At 56.2% G+C, this 19,486-nt stretch carries 21 protein-coding genes; 10 read left to right on the forward strand and 11 right to left on the reverse strand.

Annotated elements, in window-relative coordinates:
* Genes WG622_RS06200 through WG622_RS06215 form a run of 4 tightly spaced genes read right to left on the reverse strand, consistent with a single transcriptional unit; the run spans position 1 to position 3,698 of the window.
* Positions 1-516: a DUF3833 domain-containing protein gene (locus WG622_RS06200; protein ID WP_339402801.1), complete on the reverse strand. Its 516-nt coding sequence runs from the start codon at positions 514-516 to the stop codon at positions 1-3.
* Complete coding sequence (locus tag WG622_RS06205; RefSeq protein ID WP_339402802.1) at positions 509-1,666, reverse strand: class I SAM-dependent methyltransferase; 1,158 nt, start codon at positions 1,664-1,666, stop codon at positions 509-511. Before WG622_RS06205 ends, WG622_RS06200 begins: the two co-directional genes overlap by 8 nt.
* Positions 1,666-2,409 carry a DUF1365 domain-containing protein gene (locus tag WG622_RS06210; RefSeq protein ID WP_339402803.1) on the reverse strand — a complete coding sequence of 248 codons (744 nt, stop codon included), beginning with the start codon at positions 2,407-2,409 and terminating at the stop codon, positions 1,666-1,668. The genes WG622_RS06205 and WG622_RS06210 overlap by 1 nt, the downstream gene beginning before the upstream one ends.
* Positions 2,406-3,698, reverse strand: a complete 1,293-nt coding sequence (locus tag WG622_RS06215) for an NAD(P)/FAD-dependent oxidoreductase (RefSeq protein WP_339402804.1) — start codon at positions 3,696-3,698, stop codon at positions 2,406-2,408. The genes WG622_RS06210 and WG622_RS06215 overlap by 4 nt, the downstream gene beginning before the upstream one ends.
* A 240-nt stretch (positions 3,699-3,938) precedes the next feature.
* On the opposite strand from WG622_RS06215, the gene WG622_RS06220 reads away from it, so the two are divergent.
* Entirely contained in the window at positions 3,939-4,460 is a 522-nt protein-coding gene (locus WG622_RS06220) for a sigma-70 family RNA polymerase sigma factor (RefSeq protein ID WP_209358188.1), read from the forward strand.
* Positions 4,457-5,107: a ChrR family anti-sigma-E factor gene (locus WG622_RS06225; RefSeq protein WP_339402806.1), complete on the forward strand. Its 651-nt coding sequence runs from the start codon at positions 4,457-4,459 to the stop codon at positions 5,105-5,107. The genes WG622_RS06220 and WG622_RS06225 overlap by 4 nt, the downstream gene beginning before the upstream one ends.
* Positions 5,108-5,185: 78 nt before the next feature.
* Here the strand turns inward: WG622_RS06225 and gap are convergent, their stop codons facing one another.
* Positions 5,186-6,187, reverse strand: a complete 1,002-nt coding sequence (gap, locus tag WG622_RS06230; protein ID WP_339402807.1) for a type I glyceraldehyde-3-phosphate dehydrogenase — start codon at positions 6,185-6,187, stop codon at positions 5,186-5,188.
* 346 nt (positions 6,188-6,533) lie between these two features.
* On the opposite strand from gap, the gene WG622_RS06235 reads away from it, so the two are divergent.
* Positions 6,534-8,750: an NADP-dependent isocitrate dehydrogenase gene (locus WG622_RS06235; protein ID WP_339402808.1), complete on the forward strand. Its 2,217-nt coding sequence runs from the start codon at positions 6,534-6,536 to the stop codon at positions 8,748-8,750.
* A gap of 138 nt (positions 8,751-8,888) precedes the next feature.
* Here WG622_RS06235 and WG622_RS06240 read toward each other — a convergent pair whose 3' ends face one another.
* A complete protein-coding gene (locus tag WG622_RS06240) occupies positions 8,889-9,962 on the reverse strand; it encodes a response regulator (RefSeq protein WP_339402809.1) in 1,074 nt (357 codons plus the stop codon).
* 314 nt (positions 9,963-10,276) lie between these two features.
* Here WG622_RS06240 and WG622_RS06245 point away from each other — a divergent pair, with 314 nt between their 5' ends.
* Genes WG622_RS06245 through WG622_RS06255 form a run of 3 tightly spaced genes read left to right on the forward strand, consistent with a single transcriptional unit; the run spans position 10,277 to position 11,949 of the window.
* Entirely contained in the window at positions 10,277-10,675 is a 399-nt protein-coding gene (locus WG622_RS06245) for a flagellar biosynthesis regulator FlaF (protein WP_209357903.1), read from the forward strand.
* A 3-nt stretch (positions 10,676-10,678) separates the two neighbouring features.
* Complete coding sequence (locus tag WG622_RS06250; RefSeq protein WP_209357902.1) at positions 10,679-11,110, forward strand: flagellar biosynthesis repressor FlbT; 432 nt, start codon at positions 10,679-10,681, stop codon at positions 11,108-11,110.
* Between the two features lie 11 nt (positions 11,111-11,121).
* A complete protein-coding gene (locus WG622_RS06255; RefSeq protein ID WP_339402810.1) occupies positions 11,122-11,949 on the forward strand; it encodes a DUF1217 domain-containing protein in 828 nt (275 codons plus the stop codon).
* 7 nt (positions 11,950-11,956) lie between these two features.
* Here the strand turns inward: WG622_RS06255 and WG622_RS06260 are convergent, their stop codons facing one another.
* The 5 genes from WG622_RS06260 to fliF form a co-directional block, all read right to left on the reverse strand.
* Complete coding sequence (locus WG622_RS06260) at positions 11,957-12,982, reverse strand: flagellar motor switch protein FliG (RefSeq protein ID WP_209357900.1); 1,026 nt, start codon at positions 12,980-12,982, stop codon at positions 11,957-11,959.
* Positions 12,983-13,095: 113 nt separating this feature from the next.
* Positions 13,096-13,860: a flagellar type III secretion system pore protein FliP gene (gene fliP / locus WG622_RS06265; RefSeq protein WP_339403006.1), complete on the reverse strand. Its 765-nt coding sequence runs from the start codon at positions 13,858-13,860 to the stop codon at positions 13,096-13,098.
* Between the two features lie 55 nt (positions 13,861-13,915).
* Positions 13,916-14,275 carry a flagellar motor switch protein FliN gene (fliN, locus tag WG622_RS06270; RefSeq protein WP_209357898.1) on the reverse strand — a complete coding sequence of 120 codons (360 nt, stop codon included), beginning with the start codon at positions 14,273-14,275 and terminating at the stop codon, positions 13,916-13,918.
* A gap of 3 nt (positions 14,276-14,278) precedes the next feature.
* Positions 14,279-14,950, reverse strand: a complete 672-nt coding sequence (locus WG622_RS06275; protein WP_339402811.1) for a FliH/SctL family protein — start codon at positions 14,948-14,950, stop codon at positions 14,279-14,281.
* The gene (gene fliF / locus WG622_RS06280; RefSeq protein ID WP_292306941.1) at positions 14,947-16,725 is read right to left on the reverse strand and encodes a flagellar basal-body MS-ring/collar protein FliF; all 1,779 of its coding nucleotides are present in this window, start codon (positions 16,723-16,725) and stop codon (positions 14,947-14,949) included. The genes WG622_RS06275 and fliF overlap by 4 nt, the downstream gene beginning before the upstream one ends.
* A 135-nt stretch (positions 16,726-16,860) precedes the next feature.
* Here fliF and WG622_RS06285 point away from each other — a divergent pair, with 135 nt between their 5' ends.
* The 4 genes from WG622_RS06285 to WG622_RS06300 are packed head-to-tail and all read left to right on the forward strand — an operon-like array spanning position 16,861 to position 19,454.
* The gene (locus WG622_RS06285; RefSeq protein ID WP_292306944.1) at positions 16,861-17,481 is read left to right on the forward strand and encodes a flagellar basal body-associated FliL family protein; all 621 of its coding nucleotides are present in this window, start codon (positions 16,861-16,863) and stop codon (positions 17,479-17,481) included.
* Between the two features lie 11 nt (positions 17,482-17,492).
* The gene (locus WG622_RS06290) at positions 17,493-18,446 is read left to right on the forward strand and encodes a flagellar motor switch protein FliM (RefSeq protein WP_209357894.1); all 954 of its coding nucleotides are present in this window, start codon (positions 17,493-17,495) and stop codon (positions 18,444-18,446) included.
* On the forward strand, positions 18,427-18,774 hold the full coding sequence (locus WG622_RS06295; RefSeq protein ID WP_339402812.1) for a flagellar motor switch protein: 348 nt from the start codon (positions 18,427-18,429) through the stop codon (positions 18,772-18,774). The genes WG622_RS06290 and WG622_RS06295 overlap by 20 nt, the downstream gene beginning before the upstream one ends.
* A gap of 2 nt (positions 18,775-18,776) precedes the next feature.
* Positions 18,777-19,454 carry a MotE family protein gene (locus tag WG622_RS06300; RefSeq protein WP_339402813.1) on the forward strand — a complete coding sequence of 226 codons (678 nt, stop codon included), beginning with the start codon at positions 18,777-18,779 and terminating at the stop codon, positions 19,452-19,454.
* The last annotated feature ends 32 nt before the right edge of the window (positions 19,455-19,486 follow it).

The following is a 19,486-nucleotide window of genomic DNA, read 5'->3' on the forward strand; positions in this document are numbered from 1 at the left end:
TTAAGCCGCGATCTGATCCGCCTGCGCAGGGCGCATAGTGGCGACCAGCTCGGCCACCTTCACGCCGAACTTCCGCATTTGCGAGCGGTTCAGGATCGTGCCGTTGTCCACCAGATACATCCAGTCCACAACGCTTAGGACATGGCCGCCAGCATCTTCGGGCAAACGGATTTTATATTTCATCTGAAACGCACAGCCCTCGGCGCGCCCATAGCCTTGGCCCACCAGATCATCGGCATCCGCGACAATGCTGCCATCGTTGCTTTCCGTCAGACGCCACTCGCGGTCCTGCCGCAAGCCGCTTGCATAGACAAAGTTCTCTTGCAAACGGCCCGTCGCGCCGGACCAACTCCCGTGCATATCGGCCACGAAGCGAGACACGACCTTGCCGGTTGGACCATAGATCATCCCTTCCGAGATCAGCGGTCCGTTCAGATGTGTGCGAATGTCAAACACTGGCGTGGTGCCAATGTAATCCGTGATGGACTGGGATTTGAAACCAGGCAGTCTAAGCATGCTCAATCTCCACTTGCACGACGTCCGTTTGGCCAACGGCAAAGGACGCGGCGCAGATTTCTAGGTAAAACATCCAGTTGCGAATGAACGCATCGTTGTGCCCCAAACCGATGATGCGGTCGGTTTGTGCACGCAGCCTTTGGGCCCATTGCCTGCAGGTCTCTGCATAGCTTTGGCCAAAGGCGAAGTTGTCAGTGACCTTTAACCCAGCCTGGCGCGCCTGATCCGAGATCACGGCATCTGACAGCAACATGCCACCAGGAAAGGTGTATTGGCGAATAAAGTCGCTGCCACTGCGATAGAGGTCAAAATAGTGGTCCGGCACCGTGATGGCCTGAACAACGGCTTTGCCGGATTCAGAGAGGCTGCGCTTGAGCGTCGCGAAATAGCTGGGCCAATAGCGCTCGCCCACGGCCTCAATCATCTCGATGGAGACGATGTTGTCGAACGTGCCTTGCGTCTCACGATAGTCCTGCAGATTGATTTGCGCCCGCCCATCCAGACGTGCATCTGCAAACCCATGTTGGCTGGGCGAAATGGTCAGACCCGTGACAAAGCGGCCCTGATCGGCGGCGCGTTCGGCAAAGCCTCCCCAGCCGCAGCCGATTTCCAGCACGCTCTCACCAGAGCCGAGTTTGGACAATACGCGGTCGTATTTTTTCTTCTGCCCGGTTTCCAGATCGTTATCGCCTCCGTCAAAAATGGCTGACGAATAGGTCATGCTGGGATCGAGCCAAAGCTGATAGAACTCGTTGCCGACGTCATAGTGGGCTTTGATATTGCGCGCTGCGCCAATGCGGGAATTTGCACGCAGAATGCGGTCCACGATCAGGAACTTGATGCGGTTGAAGGACGTCGGATAGGCAAAGTTGCGAAACAACTCCATGTTCTTGATCGCAACAGACACCAACGTCTCGATGGACGGCGTGTCCCACAGACCTGCGATATAGGTCTCGCCCATGCCCACGTCGCCGCGCGCGGCAAGCGAGGTCACCACGGACCAGTCGTGAATATGCATTTCTGCTTCGGGCCCACTGTCCCCGAAGTTGAAAAACGCACCCTCGGGCGTCTTCAGGCGCAGCCGGCCGTATTCCAGTTTCTCACAGGTCGCTAAGAACTCTTTCTGAATCGCCGCTTTCAAAATTGGCATTACGAGATCTCCTCTTGGGGCGGCGCAGGGCGCGGTCGGTAGGTTTCGCCTTGGAGCTTAAGCTTCAAAGCCTGCCAATAGATAAGCACAATTGTGCGCAAAGCCCCAAATGGACGCTTGAACAGCATGCCAAGAATTGTACGCGACCGCAGAGGCGCACGATGTCCTGCGAGGTTTGCAAAGAACCCGGCCCCGTCCTCAGACAAGTTGATTTTGATCGAGAGCTTTTCGGTCAAGATATTGAAATTGAAGAGATACTCTCCGGACACCTCTTGAAACGGCGAGACATGCATTTGTTTCTTGGCCGACAAGGTGGCGTCTGGCGAGATCACCGAACCCTCTGGCACACAAAGATAGTTGTGCCGGTCTCCGAACGTGTTGTTGACCTCTGCAATCGCGCCGACAAGCGCGCCATTGCGCATCGCAAGCCAGAAACTCACTGGGTTGAACCCCACCCACAAGAACCGCGGTTGCGTGAGCAAAAGGATCTGCTCAGACCGCACGCCATGGTCGTTAAATACCTGTTCGGCCCAAGCAAGGCCGCTGCCGGACCCTCGTTGACCGCCGTGGTCGCGATCCCATACGGACAGCAGATTGAACCGGTTGCGCGAGAACAACGCTGGCCCCGTCGTCGCCTTCGGATCGATCATCACGAAGTCCACGTTGTAGCTGAACGTGCGCGCGCCAGATCCTTTGCGCCGATGCACCGTACGGGCCGCGATATGTTCGGGCCAATGACTCATGCGGCCATCGCCATTTTTTGCGAGGTCATCGCCCGCGCCACACGCATGGCGCTGGCGAAACCGTCCTCGTGGAAGCCATGCCGCAGATAGGCACCCGCAAACCATGTGTTGTGCATGCCCTGCATGTCAGCAATGGCGCGCTGAGCTTTCAGGGCAGCACCATCAAACACCGGATGTCTGAACATTTTTTGATCATAGATCAGTTCTTCGCGGACGGGAGTCGCTGGGTTAAGGGACACAAACATCGGATCGTCTTCGCGGATGTTCTGTAGCTTGTTCATCCAATAGGTCACGCCGATCTCGGCACGTTCATCGACCAGATCGGCCTTATACACCCAGGACGACCAGCACGCCCGCCGCTTGGGCATCTGAGCTTCGTCACGATGCAGGATCATGTGGTTGTCCTGATAGCGCAGGTTCCCCAAGGCCGCGCGCTCATCCATGCTCGCATCTGTCAGCAACCGAAGCGCATCGTCGCTGTGGCAGGCCATGACCACCTGATCGAAGCTTTCCGCTTCCGATCCCTTGGACGAGACAATCACACTGCCCTGAACACGGCGCACGGCCTCAACCGGGCTGCCTTCACGAATATCGACGCCCCGCGCGACGAGGTTTGCGCGCAGGCGGGTCACATAGGATGTCGAGCCGCCCGAGACTGTCCACCATTGATGCTGACCCTTGTGGCTGAGCAAAGCGTGGTTGCGGAAGAACTGCACCAAGGATTTCGCGGGAAATGCATCGATCTCGGTTGCAGGCGTAGACCAGATCGCACCGCAAATCGGCATCAGGTAATACCGGCGGAACCACTCGCCCAAATTCATCTCACGGATCAGATCGCCAATGGTAACGTCATCCGTTTTCGCCAAGGCTTCGGCCTGCGCGTTGAACCTAAAGATGTCGCGCACCATGCGGTAATAGGACGGGCGGGCCAGATTTTGCTTCTGAGCCGTCAATGCGTTCAGGCTGCGCAGACCATATTCGATGCGACCACCGTCAATCGTGGCGCCAAAGCTCATGTCTGATTTTTCGACCGGAACATCCAGATCCTGAAACATGCGTGTCAGATGCGGGTAGTTTACATAGTTGAACACGATGAAGCCTGTATCGACAGGCTGATCCCCGTTGCGCCCCGCAACAACCGTGCGCGCATGACCGCCGAGCGACGTCTCGCCCTCATACAGAGTGACGTGAAACTGATCGGCCAATTCATATGCCGCAGCCATGCCCGAGATCCCGCCCCCGACAATAGCGATACGTTGGCGAAGTGATGAAGGAAGGTCAAAAGACATGTAAGCTCCGGTTCTGCTTTCGGAATTTACGTGCGCCGCCGTAGGCTGGATCACATTTGGCCAGAGATTTTAAAGTTTTTTGATCCGAGACTTCACCCATTGCGTAATCTCGATATGCTGACCTTGGACCAAATAAAGACCAAAGACCTTGAGGGCGCCCAGATTGCGCCTGCGGGCGTCGTGTCTTCGAAGGACAAAAGGGCAGTCGTGGCGAAAGGCTACTCGGATCAAACTGGCTGGATGATTGCCGTGCGCGATGCGCGCGACAAGGCAGCCTTTGGTCTGTTGTTCGATTATTATGCGCCGCGACTGAAGGGCTTTGTAATGCGATCCGGCACGGGCAACGCTCAGGCCGAAGAGATCGTGCAGGACGTCATGCTGACGGTCTGGCGCAAGGCGCATCTTTTTGATCCGCAACGGGCTCAAGTCAGCAGTTGGATCTATCAAGTGGCACGCAACCGGCAGATCGACATTATCCGCCGCGAAAGCCGCCCGGTCCCCGAAGAATTGAAACCGCCGGACTCCACGGATGAAGACGCAAGTCAGATCATCGCGTTGGATCAAGAAGCGCAACAGCTGCGCCAGGCTCTGGCGCGCCTCAAACCTGGCCAACGGGAAATGGTCGAGAAAGCCTATCTGGGCGATCTGACCCACGCAGAAATCAAGGCAGAGACTGGTCTGCCATTAGGAACAATCAAATCGCGCATCCGACTGGGGCTGGAGAAGCTGCGACATGAACTCAAGGACTTGAGAAGCCCATGACCTCATTCTCTCAGGACATCACACATCACATTTCCGAACCGCTGCTGGCCGCCTATGCCGCCGGTTCGCTGGACTGGCATTATTCGCTGGTCGTCGCGGCACATGTGTCCATGTGCGACGAATGCCGCGCGCGTCTTAATGCGCATGAAGCAGCTGGTGGGGCCGTTATGGAGTGCTCTATGGAGCAGGACATTTCCGCGGATTGTAAATCTGACGTTATGTCGATGCTTGATAGCCCGGCAAAACCAGACGCACCTGTTTATTCGAAATCGGGCGTGTTTCCGGCCCCTGTAATGGCAGCGCTGAAAGGCAAACCGCCGAAATGGAAGGCCGTTGGATTTGGAGTGCGTCAATCGATTCTGCATTCCGACGCATCTGGATCGGTGCGCCTGCTGTATATCCCTGCGGGCGAGGCTGTGCCCGAGCACGGACACCGCGGCATCGAACTGACGCTGGTTCTGCAGGGATCGTTTAGCGATGAAACAGGCCGCTTTGGCGTCGGTGACGTCGAGATCGCCGGAGACGATCTGGATCATGCTCCTATCGCGGACAAAGGCGAGGCCTGTATTTGTCTGGCAGCCACTGGGGCGCCATTACGGTTCCATTCACTAATACCGCGGATTTTCCAACCGATTTTCCGGATTTAAGTTGAGGAGAGGGGGCGTTGCCCCCTCGGCCTGATCGGCCTCACCCCCAGAGTATTTTGTGCAAGATGAATGCGCTGTTTACAGCAGCGCACCCATTGCTTTGCCGGTGTCAACCATGCGGTTGGAGAAGCCCCATTCGTTGTCATACCAGCTGACAACACGCACGAGACCTTCGGATGTGACGCTGGTTTGTGGTGCCGCAAATGTGGACGAATGGGCGTCGTGGTTGAAGTCCATGGACACGAGCGGGCGATCTTCATAGGCCAGCACGCCTTTCAATTCGCCCTCGCTTGCAGCTTTGACGGCGGCATTGATGGCGTCGACGGTCGCGGGTTTTTCTGGAACGAAGGACAGATCGACCAAAGAGACATTCGCGGTTGGAACGCGGATCGCGGAGCCTTCGAGGCGGCCTTTCAGATGCGGCAACACCTCAGAGATCGCACGGGCGGCACCCGTGGAGGTCGGGATCATGCTCATCGCCGCCGCACGGGCGCGATAGAGATCTTTGTGAGCCGCGTCATGGGTTGGCTGGTCGCCGGTATAGGCGTGGATCGTTGTCATATAGCCGGTTTTGATGCCGAAGTTATCGTCCATCACCTTGGCCAAAGGCGCGAGGCAGTTCGTCGTGCAGGACGCGTTGGACACAATCACATCATCCGCTGTCAGGTCGCCATGGTTCACCCCGTAGACTACGGTGCGGTCGGCATCTTTGCCGGGGGCCGAGATCAACACGCGTTTAGAGCCATTCTTCAGGTGCAGCGCCGCTTTGTCGCGCGCGGTGAAGATCCCGGTGCATTCATAGGCAATGTCAACGCCATCCCAAGGCAGCTCTTCAGGGTTGCGGATCGCGGTCAGTTTGATCGACTGATTGCCCACTTTGATCACGTCGCCCTCGACAGTGACCTCTGCATTCAGGCGACCATGCACCGAGTCAAACCGCAGCAGATGCGCCAAAGTCTCTGCCGGAGCCAGATCGTTGATGGCCACAACATTCACGTCGCTCACATCATTTTCAATGATTGCTCTTAGTACATTTCGGCCAATCCGACCAAAGCCATTGATGGCGATATTCAGGGTCATCGTATCTTCTCCGGTTCTGTCGCAGCGCTCCAAACTTTGGTGAATATGCGCGGCGGCCCGTGTTAGCGGTAACAAATTTGCGCAACCGCTACCGCTAACAATAGGGAAAATCAAGTGGGATCGCGGTCAAATCCGCTTGTGCAAGGGGGGACCGCGTCAAAAAGCGCGCATTTGGTCGCATCTCAGAGATTGATCCTTGAAAGGGCTTCCTCTAAAAGCAGCCTCAAATGAGTCCCCTGCGCGCAAACCATGCCCTAGGGACTCGTGAGTGACACTGGACCACGCGGCGCAGGCTTTGGCCAAAAGCTGCAAACCCCTTCTGAGACAGGTGAAAGGCTAAAATTCAATGACCGACACATCGAAGCCAGACGTATTGTATACAATTGTAGACGAAGCGCCGGAGCTGGCGTCTGCATCCCTTCTTCCCATCATCCGTTCCTTTGCTTCTGCAGCAGGTTTGAACGTTGGCACCAAGGATATTTCCCTGGCGGGCCGTATCATTTCCACCTTCCCAGAAAGCCTGCCCGCAGACCTGCAGCAGTCTGACGATCTGGCGGAACTGGGCACTCTGGTGAAAACGCCAGAAGCCAATGTGATCAAATTGCCAAACATCTCGGCATCGGTCCCACAGTTGGTGGGTGCGATCACCGAGCTGCAGGAAAAAGGTTACACCCTGCCGGATTACCCGGAAGACCCTCAGTCAGACGAAGAAAAAGCGATCCGCGCGAAATATGACGCGATCAAAGGCTCCGCGGTGAACCCGGTTCTGCGCGAAGGCAACTCTGACCGCCGCGCGGCCAAGGCCGTGAAGAACTATGCCCAGAACAACCCACATTCTATGGGCGCTTGGGTTGCGGAAAGCAAAACCAAAGTGTCTTCCATGCCGGGCAATGATTTCTACGCCAATGAGGTTTCTGCGACCATCACCGCGGCGCAAGCCGGTGACGCGAAAATCGAATTCGTCGGCAAAGACGGCAACACAACCGTTCTGAAAGACGGCTGGCCGCTGGATGAGGGCACGATTGCAGATGCGACGTTCATGTCCGCGAAGGCTCTGGCGACCTTCCTTGCGGGTTCCATCGAGGACACCAAAGCCGACGGCACTATGTTCTCTTTCCACATGAAAGCCACCATGATGAAGGTCTCTGACCCGATCATCTTTGGTCACGCGGTCAAAGCATGGCTCGGCCCTGTATGGGACGCGCATGGTGAGGCGATTGCCGCGGCGGGCGGTTCCCCGAACTCTGGTCTGGGCGACGTTCTGGCGGCGATTGAAACCATGGACAATGCAGACGCGATCAAAGCAGAGATCGCGGCGCTGGATCGTCCGTCTATGTATATGGTGGATTCTGACAAAGGCATCACCAACCTGCATGTCCCATCTGATGTGATCATCGACGCCTCTATGCCGGCCGTGATCCGTGCAGGCGGCAAAGGCTGGGATGAAGCAGGCAACAAGGGCGACACCAACTGTGTGATCCCGGATCGCTGCTACTCGACCGTTTATGATGAAACCATCAACTTCTTTAAAGCCAATGGCGCGCTGGATGTGACCAAAGCGGGCGCGGTGGCGAACGTCGGTCTGATGGCGCAGAAGGCCGAGGAGTACGGCTCTCACCCAACCACATTCGAAGCGCCTGCCGATGGCACCATCCGCATCGTATTGGCCAATGGCGAGACTCTGCATAGCCACGACGTAGAGGCGGGTGACATCTGGCGCTCTTGCACCGTTAAGAAAGCACCGATTGAGAACTGGATCCAACTGGCGATGGACCGTCAGCGTCTGACAGGCTCTGAGGCGATCTTCTGGCTGGACGCGAACCGCGCCCATGACGCGCAGTTGATCGAATATGTTCAGCCTGCGCTGGAAGCCGCCGGTGTAGCCGACAAATTCCTGACCATGGCGCCGCGCGAAGCGACCCGTCAGTCACTGGAAACCATCACCGCAGGTAAAGACAGCATCGCCATCACCGGCAACGTGCTGCGTGACTATCTGACCGACCTCTTCCCAATTCTGGAACTGGGCACCTCGGCCAAGATGCTGTCCATCGTCAAGCTGATGAACGGTGGCGGTCTGTTTGAAACCGGCGCGGGTGGCTCGGCTCCGAAACACGTGCAGCAGTTGGTTGAAGAAAACCACCTGCGTTGGGACTCCATGGGCGAGTTCTGTGCTCTGGGTGAAAGCCTGAACTTCATCGCAGATGCGCAAGGCAACGCGAAAGCGGGTGTTCTGGGCGCGGCTGCGGAAATCGCGACGCAGGGTATTCTGGACAACAACAAATCCCCATCCCGCAAGGTGGGCGAGCCAGACAACCGCGACAGCCACTACTGGTTTGCACGCTACTGGGCAGAGGCTCTGGCGGCGCAGACAGGTGATGCCGATATGGCAGCGCATTTCGCACCAATCGCGGAAAAGCTTGCGGCGAATGAAGACGCGATTGTGTCTGAACTGGCAGCCGCTCAAGGCAAGCCAGCGGATCTGGGCGGCTACTATAAAACCGATCCAGTAAAGACAGCAGCGGTGATGCGTCCAAGCGCGACTCTGAACGCGATCATCGACTAAATCGACCGCAGAACAAGCGAAACGCGCTGTCCTAACAGGCGGCGCGTTTTTTATTGGTGGAGATAGAATAGAGAAAGGCGCCCGGGGGACAACGGACGCCTTTCTAGTGCCAGCGTGGGGTTGGCACAGGGGAAATTGTTAGTTGCCAGCGACGAGCCGCAGATCTTTGCGCATGGTTTCCTTGAGGATCGCCTGATAGGCCGCGCGTTCTTCGCTTTGGTTCATAACGGGCTCAGAGACACCGCGCGCCTTCAAAGCACGAGTCGACATATGCAGGATCTGACAATAGGTCTCGGCCCGCTTTTCCGCGCGATGCACGGCGTTTTGCAAAGAGCGCAAGGCGCCAGCGCGGGTGAACGACAGCAGTGACACTGGCTCCCCCGCGCTGACTTGCACCGCCAGATCCGAGAAGCGACTCGTGACGCTTTCCTTCAGTTTGCAGTTCATCTTCCGCTCTAAACCAAACTGCGAGAAGGCGTTCTTGGCGGATGTGGCGCACACAAAGATCCCGTTGCCGCGATAGGTCACAAGATCGGCGTCTTCTCCGTAAAGGGTGGTGAGTTGGGTGGCGACTTCGCCCAGCATGCGGCGGAACCCAGCACCGGACATGCTGTCAAAAAGCTTTTCGACATTGAGCAGCTTGATCGCAAAGACGCTGGTGGTCAGCATTTTCATGCGCGACATCTGCAAGAGATAGTTCTCAAAGCTGACATAACCGGTCACGCGTTCAACGCCGCTTATTTCGACGGGTTCGGATAAGCTGTGCTCAAAGCTGCGTGCGAGGTCTTTGCGCAGAGACAGCAGCTCTGTTTCGCTTTCTTCGATGCGCACAGCTTCGGCGATCAGGCGTTCTGCATTGCTTAAGCGGCTGAACAGCTCGAGAAATTCGAAGGGTTTAGTGATGTAATCCGTCGCACCGGCCTGAAACGCGCGGTCGACGAATTTCTTCTCGGACATCGCGGTCAACATCAGCACAGGTGTGCGTTCATAGCCTTTGGTGGCGCGCAGTTCTGAACAGAGCTCAATGCCGTCCATACCCGGCATCTGAATATCAAGCATAAAGCAGTCAAACGGCTGCTCTGCGTCACGCACCATCTCCAAGGCCTCTGCCCCGGAGCTTGCCAGCTGGACCGAATGTTTGCTTTCCGTCGAGATAGCTGTCTTTAGCAGCTCACGGATATCTTCTTGGTCATCAACAGCAAGTATACGCATTGCCTACATCCTCGTCATTCAACCTAAAAGGGAATGTCGTGCGTGAATTCTTTCACTGACGCCAAGAGCAGAAAGCGCCATATCCCTGAAAAACCGTTTTATTGACGCAGTTTGACGGAAAAGTGGCGAAACGTGGCTAAACTGGGGCAAATAGCCCCCAGTTGAGCAACACTGTGGTGCCAAAAGTGAAACAAAGGTAAATAAATGGCAGATAATCCTTAAATTGCCATGAAGGATTAAACTGGCTTTAAACAACCTCAGGTACTCTATTCATGTGAGGCAGACCACATAACAAAAAAACTGGATAAACCTTTATGAGCATAACTGCATACAAGCGGACCATCACCGAAACTGAAAATCCGCGGCAGATCGAACGGCGTGTGTTCTCGAATGTCACAGCCGAAATGGAATTGCGCTCGCAAGAGTTCGACGGGGCAGAGAAGGCCGTAGACAAACTCAAGATCCTCTCTGAGGGATTGCGCGATACGCTCTCTTATAATCAACGCATTTGGCAAACGATCCGCAGCGATCTGATCAACCCCGGCAACGCATTGGCACCAGACCTGCGTGCGGGCTTGATTTCACTGTCGCTTTGGGTTGAGAATCACACCAACGAAGTCCTGAAAGGACAGAAAACGGTGAAACCGTTGCTGGACGTGAACCGCAGCATCATTCGCGGACTCGAAGGCAACCCGATGCACGTCATGGAGTGACCCTTGGCCCTACGTCTTACGCTAAAACCGAATGAGAAGATTGTTATCAACGGCTGCGTGATCCGCAATGCGGACCGCAGACAAATGCTGACGATCGAAAATCATGCGGACATCGTGCGGGGCGTAGACCTTTTGGACGAGGGTGAGGCCGGATCTCCGGTCAAGAACGTTTACTTCTTTATTCAGACCGCTTTGCTTACGCCCGCAGTTCGGGACGAGCTGATCCCGGTCATTCACAAGGATCTGGCCAAGCTGGTTCCTGTGTTCCACGAAGAAATCGGTGGACATATTTTTGAAGCGGCGAACCATGTGTCGTGCCGTGACTTCTATAAGGCGATGCGCGCGCTGCGCCCATTGATCCAGTACGAAGCGCGGCTTTTGGATATGCTACAGGGCAAATCTGACGACGCGCAGGTCAGCGCTGCGGCAGAATAGGACAGACCCGAATGGTTATCAGCGTATCAGGATTGACCAGCCAGGCTGCGTTGAACCTTATCGACAGAACCCGCGATACGCAGATGAACACGCTTCGCAACGAGGCGCAGCACAATCGTGCCGCCAGCGTCTTTCGCGAACGGATTGCCTCCATCACCTCGCCAGAAGAGCTGGTGAAGGACTTTGAAGTCTACAGCTTCGTCATGAATGCCTTTGACCTTGAGGACCAGATCTTCGGTCGCGGCATGATGCGCAAGATTTTGGAAAGCGATCCAAGCGATGATACCGCTTTGGTGAACCGGCTTTCGGACGCACGGTTTGGCGAAATCCACGATGCGCTTGGCTTCACTTTGCCTGGTGGCGGGCAGGTTGCGCCGTCTCGGTTTGGCAGCACGGATTGGCAGGATGAGATCGTTGATCGCTATTTCAACGTTCAATTCCAGAACCAATATAACGACCAGAATGAAACCGTCGGCACAGTGATGGAATTCCGCGATAAGGTGGATGGTTTCAGCTCTTGGTACAATATTCTCTCTGACCGCACGATGACAGAGTTCTTCCAGACTGCGCTGGGTATGCCGTCGCAGCTGTCGAGCCTGGACATCGACAAACAGGCCGAGATGCTTGAAAAACGTTTCAGCCTGGAAAAACTGCAAGACCCGCGTGAGGTCGAAGCCTTGATTTCGCGCTATATGATTATTCGGGATGTAAACAACCCGCCGGCGCAGGCGACAAGCGCGGCTATTCAGATCCTGAACAACTCGTCGGGACAGTTCGTACCGTTTACGCTCGACATTGATGCTGTGAGTTTCTCAGGCAGCGCGACGCTTTTCCGCTAAGCGCGGCCTACTCCATCATCTCTTCGCCTTCATCTTCATCTGGCAGCTCGATGTCCCCGGCTTCGGCCAGTTGAACCGCGGCTTCAACCAGATCAGACTGGGCTTTCTTGACGTCTTTAGACTTTACAGGGCCCATGGCCTTCATCTCATCCTGCAGCATATCCCGTGAGCGCGCTGGAAGCGCATTGAGGAAGTGATCTCGGACTTCTTTCTCCGCCCCTCGAAGTGCCATTGGAAGAGTGTTGCCCGAAACCTCGCGCATGACTTTCGCAAGCGCATTGGCTGGAACTTTTCCGAGGTCGTCGAAGACAAACATCTTTTGTTTGATGGAACGGATCTTCTCTGGAATGTTCTTTTCCAGTTGCTTGGCGATGCCCTCGAACATCTTTGTGTCGAGTTTGTTGAACACTTTCACCAATTGCTTCTCGGCTTCGGCTTCAGCGTTGTTCCCGGCCTTGGCCAGAACTTCGCGGCGCAGGCTTTCTTCGATGGCTGCCATAGAATCCGGCGGTAGCACTTCGATCGAGACCATGCGTTCGATGATATCGATCGTGCGATCTTCCCCCATCAAGGGCAAAACGCGCGCAACGGCGTCAGGGGTCACCTTCGCGAGAATAACTGCAACGGTCTGGTTGTGTTCCTTGCGCAGGTAGTCGGCGAACATCTTCTCGTCGAGCTTGGAGAGTTCTTCCCACAAATTGTCGCCAACGCCGCTTTCGATTTCCTCAAGAATGGAATCCACGCGGTCTTCCGGCAAGAAACCCTTCAAGAGCCCACGTGCAGCTTCGACAGACCCAACAATGCCGCCGTAGTTCGAGAACTTCTGACCAAACTCGCGCATGACTTCTTCGACGATGTCAGATTGCACTTCGCCCATAGCGGTAATGGCACGCGTGATTTTGCTGATCTCAGAGCTCTTGAGTTCCTGCATGAGTTTGCTGCCTCGTTCTTCGCCCAGGCACAAAAACAGGATCGCGGTCTTTTCGGGACCGGTCAGGCGCTGTGCGCGGCGAATGGTGGCGAATTGGTTCATGGATGCTCTGATTTTACGGCCTTAGGGCCTCGTGAAACTCACCTTATCCATGGATAACCTATGCCATACTTACTCTGCAACCTTAAGTTATCCACAATATCTTGTGTTGCACGCTACCCTCCGCCCGCGACGACGGTGTAGGATTGCATTAACGATCCAGCCAACATGTACCAGCCGTCAATCAGCACGAAAAAGATGACCTTAAAGGGCAAGGACACAATGACAGGCGGCAACATCATCATACCAGCAGACATCAAAACCGAGGCCACAATGAGGTCGATGGCGATAAACGGAAGGTAGAGCAGGAAGCCGATGGTGAAGGCGCGACGCAGCTCGGAGATCATGAAACTTGGGATGAGTACACGCCATTCAACGTCTTGGGCATTCTCAGGGATGACTTCGGGCTGAGGTTCACCTGCGATATCGCGAAACAGGGCCATATCTTTTTCGCGCGTATTCACAAACATGAACTGGCGGAAAGGTTCCGAAATCGCCACAGCGGCCTGTTCTTCGGTGATGGCGTTGCGGATCAGAGGCTGGAGGCCGTCTTGATAGGCATCGTCGAAAACGGGCTGCATCACAAAATAGGTCATGAATAGCGCCATGGCGTTCAGAACCATATTCGGCGGCGTCTGCTGCAGGCCCAGCGCCGAACGCAGCATGGAAAAGACAATGACGAAGCGTGTGAAGCTGGTCATCACAACCAACAACCCCGGTGCAATCGACAGAACCGTGACCAACGCGAATAGCTGGATCAAACGACCTGCCAGTGTGGTTGTACCCTCGCTGCCCGGTTCTTCGCCACTGATGGTGCTGGAAAGTTCGCGCAGCAGCCCACCAAAGTCCTCTTGCGCCACAGCCGTATCCGCCAGGAACATCCCGGCGGTCAGGGCAATGATCAGCCCAAAGAGGAAGTGCAGGCTGCGCACCGGATCAGGTGCCGGAAATAAAGTCTTTGACGATCTCTCGCAGGGCGACACCGATAAATTCGCCGTTCACTTTGACCAAGTCACCGCGCGCGACCATGCGGTCGTTGATCATGATGTCAATCGGGTCTCCGACTTTGCGGTCCAGCTCGATCACCGAGCCTTTGGTCAGCTCCAGAAGCTCGGAAATCGACATGCGCGACCGGCCCAAGACCACGCGGACGTCGAGCTTGACGTTATAGAGCGCATCGATGTTGCGCCCGCCCAGTTCTTCGCCTTCGGCAATCGCCTCAAGCGCCTCTTCTGGCGTGACGGACCCCTCTGCTGGGGCTTCGGTTTCAGCGGCTTCAGGCGTGTCTTCTGACATGGCTTAGACTTTCTGAGGTTGAGGGTTCATTTTCGAGGAGGCCTCGCGCAGCCCGTCCAGCAATTCGGACACCACGCGATCGAGGTTGTATTTCAGGAAACCGTTTTCCCAGGTCACGCGCGCCTCGCCGTTCTTGAAATCAGGGTCGGTTGCGACCTCGAGCATCTCACCGGTTGGATCGATGACTTTGAGCGGCTCCGCAAGGGCGGCTTGAGTTTCTGGGGCCAGTTTGATCTGCAGCTTGGACTGCCCGACTCCCAGATGCGCGGCTTCGGTGATGCGGGCTTGCACAAGCTCTGCCGAATAGGCGTTGAGGAAGTCAGGCGCGATGCGTTCAGCGACGTCCAGAAACAGATCGATGATGTCTTGCTGCATGTCGGCCCGGCGACGGGCGTCTTCGGTTGCAAAATCCGCGATACGGTTTTGGAGTTCTTGCAGGGCCTCAAGCGCCTCGGCTTCGATGGTCTGGCGCTCAGACTGGCGCCCTGCGGCTTCGCCCTCGTTGAGGCCATGCAAATGACCTTCGGCGCGGGCGTCCGCCAGCATTTTGCCCAGCTCGGCTTCGGTGAAGGTGAAAAGTGGCTCAGCGGCCTCTTCGGTGACCTCATCGGCGCCTTCTACCTGCGCGGCAGAGGCTTGCTCAGCATCAAAGTCTCTGAGGAAGAGCGCGTTCATGCCTCAGCCTCCTGATGCAGCCAGCTGCGCAGGACGCGCAGGACGTCGTCAGGTTTTTCCTCGGCCATGTTCTGAATGGCTTCGACACGCGCTTTGATCAGGCTGCCGCGCACTCCGAGGGTTTCGATGTATTCGTGCGGGCCGTCGTCTTCGTTGATGTCAAAGATCGAGGTCGCGCCCGGGGCTTCGGGGTCAGATCCATTGCGCACGGCGCGTGGTTCGTATTCCGGCTGCTCTTGTGTCTGCATCGCGGCAAGCTCTGGCTCGGCCGTCGGGGACGGGAGCGGCTGTTGCACGGTTGGATCTGCGGCGATGACATCGCCCTCGGGTGTTGCGGTCACCTCAAGAGGTTCACCATCAGGGCCTGTAAGGGCAACGGCGTCGTCATTCGACAGCTCTACAGGTTTTTCAAGCAAGGTACGCAGGGCGGGGCGAACACCGAGGATCATAATCATCGCGACAATGATCAGACCCAGCAGAGCCCTCAGGACAGACATGAAGTTGCGGGTGATCTGATCCATAATGGACATGGTGACTGGATCGCCCACCTCCATCGAATAATCCATGAAGCGCAGGCTATCGACAGAGACCTCGTCCCCACGCGCGGCACTAAAGCCGACCGCGGTTTTCACGAGTTCCTGCAAGCGTGCGATTTCTTCGGGCGCACGATCCTCATAGATCACATCACCGTCTTCAACGTTGTAGATACCATTCACCAGAACCGCGACTGAGATGCGTTTGACCTCTCCGGCTTCGCGGATGATTTCACGGCGGGTGTTGCCGATTTCGTACTGAACGACTTCGCCGGATTTGGATTGCGTATTGCTGGCGCCTGCCCCGTCGCCTTGCAGCGCCGCAGGGATGTTGTTTTCCACGCCAACGTTGCCGTTGCCTTCGGTGCCGGATTTATCTTCGGTGGTGCTTTCGGTGGATCGCACGACCTGCTGCTCGGGGTTAAAGCTCTGCTCGACGACGACTTCGCGGGCGTTGGTGAGTTCCACATTGACCCTAACGCGAGCGTTGCCCGCACCAACGCGGGCCGTCAGCATGTTCTGGACTTCTTGCGCCAGTCGCTCTTCGATGGTGGACTTTGTGGTTTGCAGCGTCACCTGACCGCCGGCAGATCCGGTCTCGGCCAGAATGACTTCGCCGCTTGCCGATAGGACTGTGACACGGTTGAGGTCAAGCTCCGCGACGGATGACGCCACAAGGTTCCGCACCGCCGTCGCCTGTTTGCGGCTGATGGCGCGACCCGGCACCGGGCGCACAATCACAGACGCGCGCGGGTTGGGACGCTCGCGGCTAAAGGCTTCGCGCTCCGGCAAAACCAGATGAACGCGCGCACTTTGCACACCCTCGAGCGTTTGGATAGACCGCGCCAGTTCGCCTTCCATCGCGCGCAAACGGTTCACGCGTTGCATGAAAGAGTTCATGGCAAGGCCGGTGGATTCGTCAAAGAGCTCCCAACCCGGATCGCCTTCGATTGGAATACCGGTCTCGGCCAGAACCATCCGCGCGCGCGCCATGTCCGACGCAGGGACAGACACAGATGTGCCGTCTTCACTCATGATCGCGTTTAAGCCGGAACTTGTAAGTGTGGCTTCGATCGAGCTTGCCGTCGCCGTCGAAAGGTTCCGATAAAGAGGCTGGTAGTTCGGTGCGGTGATCGCGGTGATGCCAAACAGCATGACACCCATAATCACAGCCGCGACCCCGCCCAGGATCATGAGCCGACGCTGACCCAGCGCCATCAGATTGTTCAGAAAGTTCTGCACGGGGCCTCCTGAGGCGTTACGGCTGTCTTTGATGTAAGGATAGACTATTTTTGAATAGCAAGTAAATATCCATGTCTATACTTGCATTCAATTGAAAAAACTAAGAATATACCAAGCAGAATAATTGGAAAATCCATGGCTAAGGCACCTAAGGAAAACGATGCGGAGCTGGCGGCCGAGGCAGAGGGCGAAGAAGACGCCCAGCCTAAGGGCAGTAAAAAGCTTCTGATTGCAGCGGTTGTGCTGTCTCTCGTCTCTTTGGGCGGAGGGTTCTTCCTTGCGCGGATGGCGTTTCAAGAAGACGCCGAGACCTATGCGCCTGACTATGTTGAAGAAGTCGTCGAAGAAGGTGTCGACGAGGAGCTCGCCGCTAAAGAGTCTGACGAAAAGAACGCTGACGGCGGTGGTGAGGGCGAAGAAGAGGTCAAAACGGCCGAAGACGGCATTATCGAGTTTGATGAGATCCTAACCAATATCACCAGTTTCAATCAGCACGGTGTCCCGATCAACGCCTTCCTTAAGATGAATGTCGTCATGGTCTATCGCCCGGATCCCGGCTCCAAAGAGCTGATGGAAAGCCGAAAGCCGTTCATGCGGGATCTGTTTAACGGCTACGCGCGCAGCCTGACTGAAGCGGATGTGCGGGGCATGGCAGGGATCCTGACGGTGAAATCCGAGTTGTTGAAACGGGCACGGGCGGCGGCGGGCAATGATTTGCCGCAAGAAATCCTGATCAGCGATCTGATCGTGCAATAGGCGGGGCGAAAATGAACAAGATCATGACGCCAGAGGAAATCGCCGAAAACGGCAAAGGGGTGATCGACGAGATCATCCGCATGTCCGATTTCAATTTCGACCGCCTTCCGATGCTGGACATTATCGGCGAGCGACTTGCGGATGCTTTGACGGCCGTTTTGCCCGACGTCACAGGTGTGATCGTCGAGGCCTCCTTGAACAGTCTGGACTATCTTCCAATGGCGCAGGCGATCGACGGGATCTCGATGCCTTCGTTTTTTGGCATCGTAGAGGCAAACCACCTGAATGGCGCTATCCTGTTGGCACTGGACTCGACCTTTGCCCTGACCACTATGGAGCTTATGCTGGGTGGGTCTCCGAAGGGCGAGTTGAAAAGGCAGTCCGAAGAGTTCACGGCAATCGAGCGCGGCTTTGCGCGCCGGATTGGCGATATTCTAACAGTTGAATTGCGTCGCTGTCTGGCGATGGTCGCCGATGTCGATATGGAACTGGACCGCATCGAGACAGATCCGGACTCGTCGATGGTAACCCAACCGACCAGCCTTGTGTGTCGCATGCGCTTTGCCGTCGCGCTGGCCGGTCGCACTGGCATGTTTGACGCGATCATCCCTTACGACGCTCTAGAACCAATCCGTCCCAAGCTGGGCAAAATTCACTACGGAGAACCCAACGAGGATGGCAGCCCGTGGAAAGATCAACTGACCGGCCAGATCGAACGATCTGTGGTCGAGCTGGAAGCTGTGCTGACAGAGATCGAACTGCCAATCCAGACATTGCTGAATTGGAAACCGGGCGAAACGGTGAACCTCTGGATCGAAGAGGATCACGAGGCCCGGGTGATCTGCGCAGAAACAGAGATGTTCAAGGCGCTGATGGGCAAACGCAACAATGGCAATACCGCCATTCGCATTACAGAACGTATCGAAGCAGAAGAGGAGACCGACCATGGCCGCGACATTGACTGATCTTGTGATCATAGCGCTGCTGACTGGCGCGATCGCTTATGGGTATTACGTATCGCGTAAAGTGCATGTTTTGATGGGGGCTTTGAAAGAGTTGGAGCCGCTGATCAACGAATATTCTCAGGCCGTCGACAAGTCCGAGGCCTCGGTGGCTGCAATGAAGCAGAACCTTGAAGAGCGTCCGATGTTTGAGGACGCGGAGGATGACGATGAGCCGATGTTCGCCACGCGTCGCCAGTCCCGCGCCAAAATCCCGGGTGTTCAGGTGGTGCGTGACAAGCAAGATCTGGTGCGGCGCTTCTTTGACGCCTCTCGCGCCGAACGGGCCTGATCATGGCGCGGGTTCCGGTTGGTAAAATCCTGATTGGGGGGCTGGTGATGACTGTCGTGGCGAAGGCCGCGGTGTCTTTGCCCGAATTGCCCAATCCGTTTACCGCTCCGGCGCCGACCATTTCAGATATCGTTCTGACCGCAGGCGATGCTGACACAGATGAAAAGGTTGTTGCGAAGTCCGAAGAAGAGGGTGACGAAGGTCCACCTCCAGTGATTGCGGGGCTGTCGGACACGCCCGGGCTTTGTGAGACTCCCGAAGAAGTGCTGCGCGCACTGTCCAAAGAGCGCGAATTGATCGCCGAACGCATGGCGAAGGTCGATGCGCATGAGGCGGAAGTGACCCTAGCGCGCGAAAAGCTGGATATCGAGAAGGCGGCTCTGGTGGAGTTGAAGGGCTCGATTGAGACCCTGCTGGCCAAGATTGAAGCGCAGCAGACCGATGACGTGCAGCGCTTGATTGATTTTTACAAGAACATGAAGCCTGCAGAAGCTGCGAGCCTCATGAACGAAATGGATATCGAAGTGACGATTATGGTTCTGGGGACCATGTCGCCGCGCACCGCTGCTCCGATTTTGGCGAAAATGACGCCGGTACGGGCGCGGGCGGTGTCTAAAATTATTCTGGAACGCAGTCAACTGCCGGGTGATCAGGATTTGAACGGGGTACGGCTGAACTGACGGGGGTCGCTTTTTCTTTAAAAGAAAAAGAC

Origin of the sequence: Cognatishimia coralii, assembly GCF_037478305.1 — a bacterium.
Taxonomy (GTDB): Bacteria; Pseudomonadota; Alphaproteobacteria; order Rhodobacterales; family Rhodobacteraceae; genus Cognatishimia; species Cognatishimia coralii.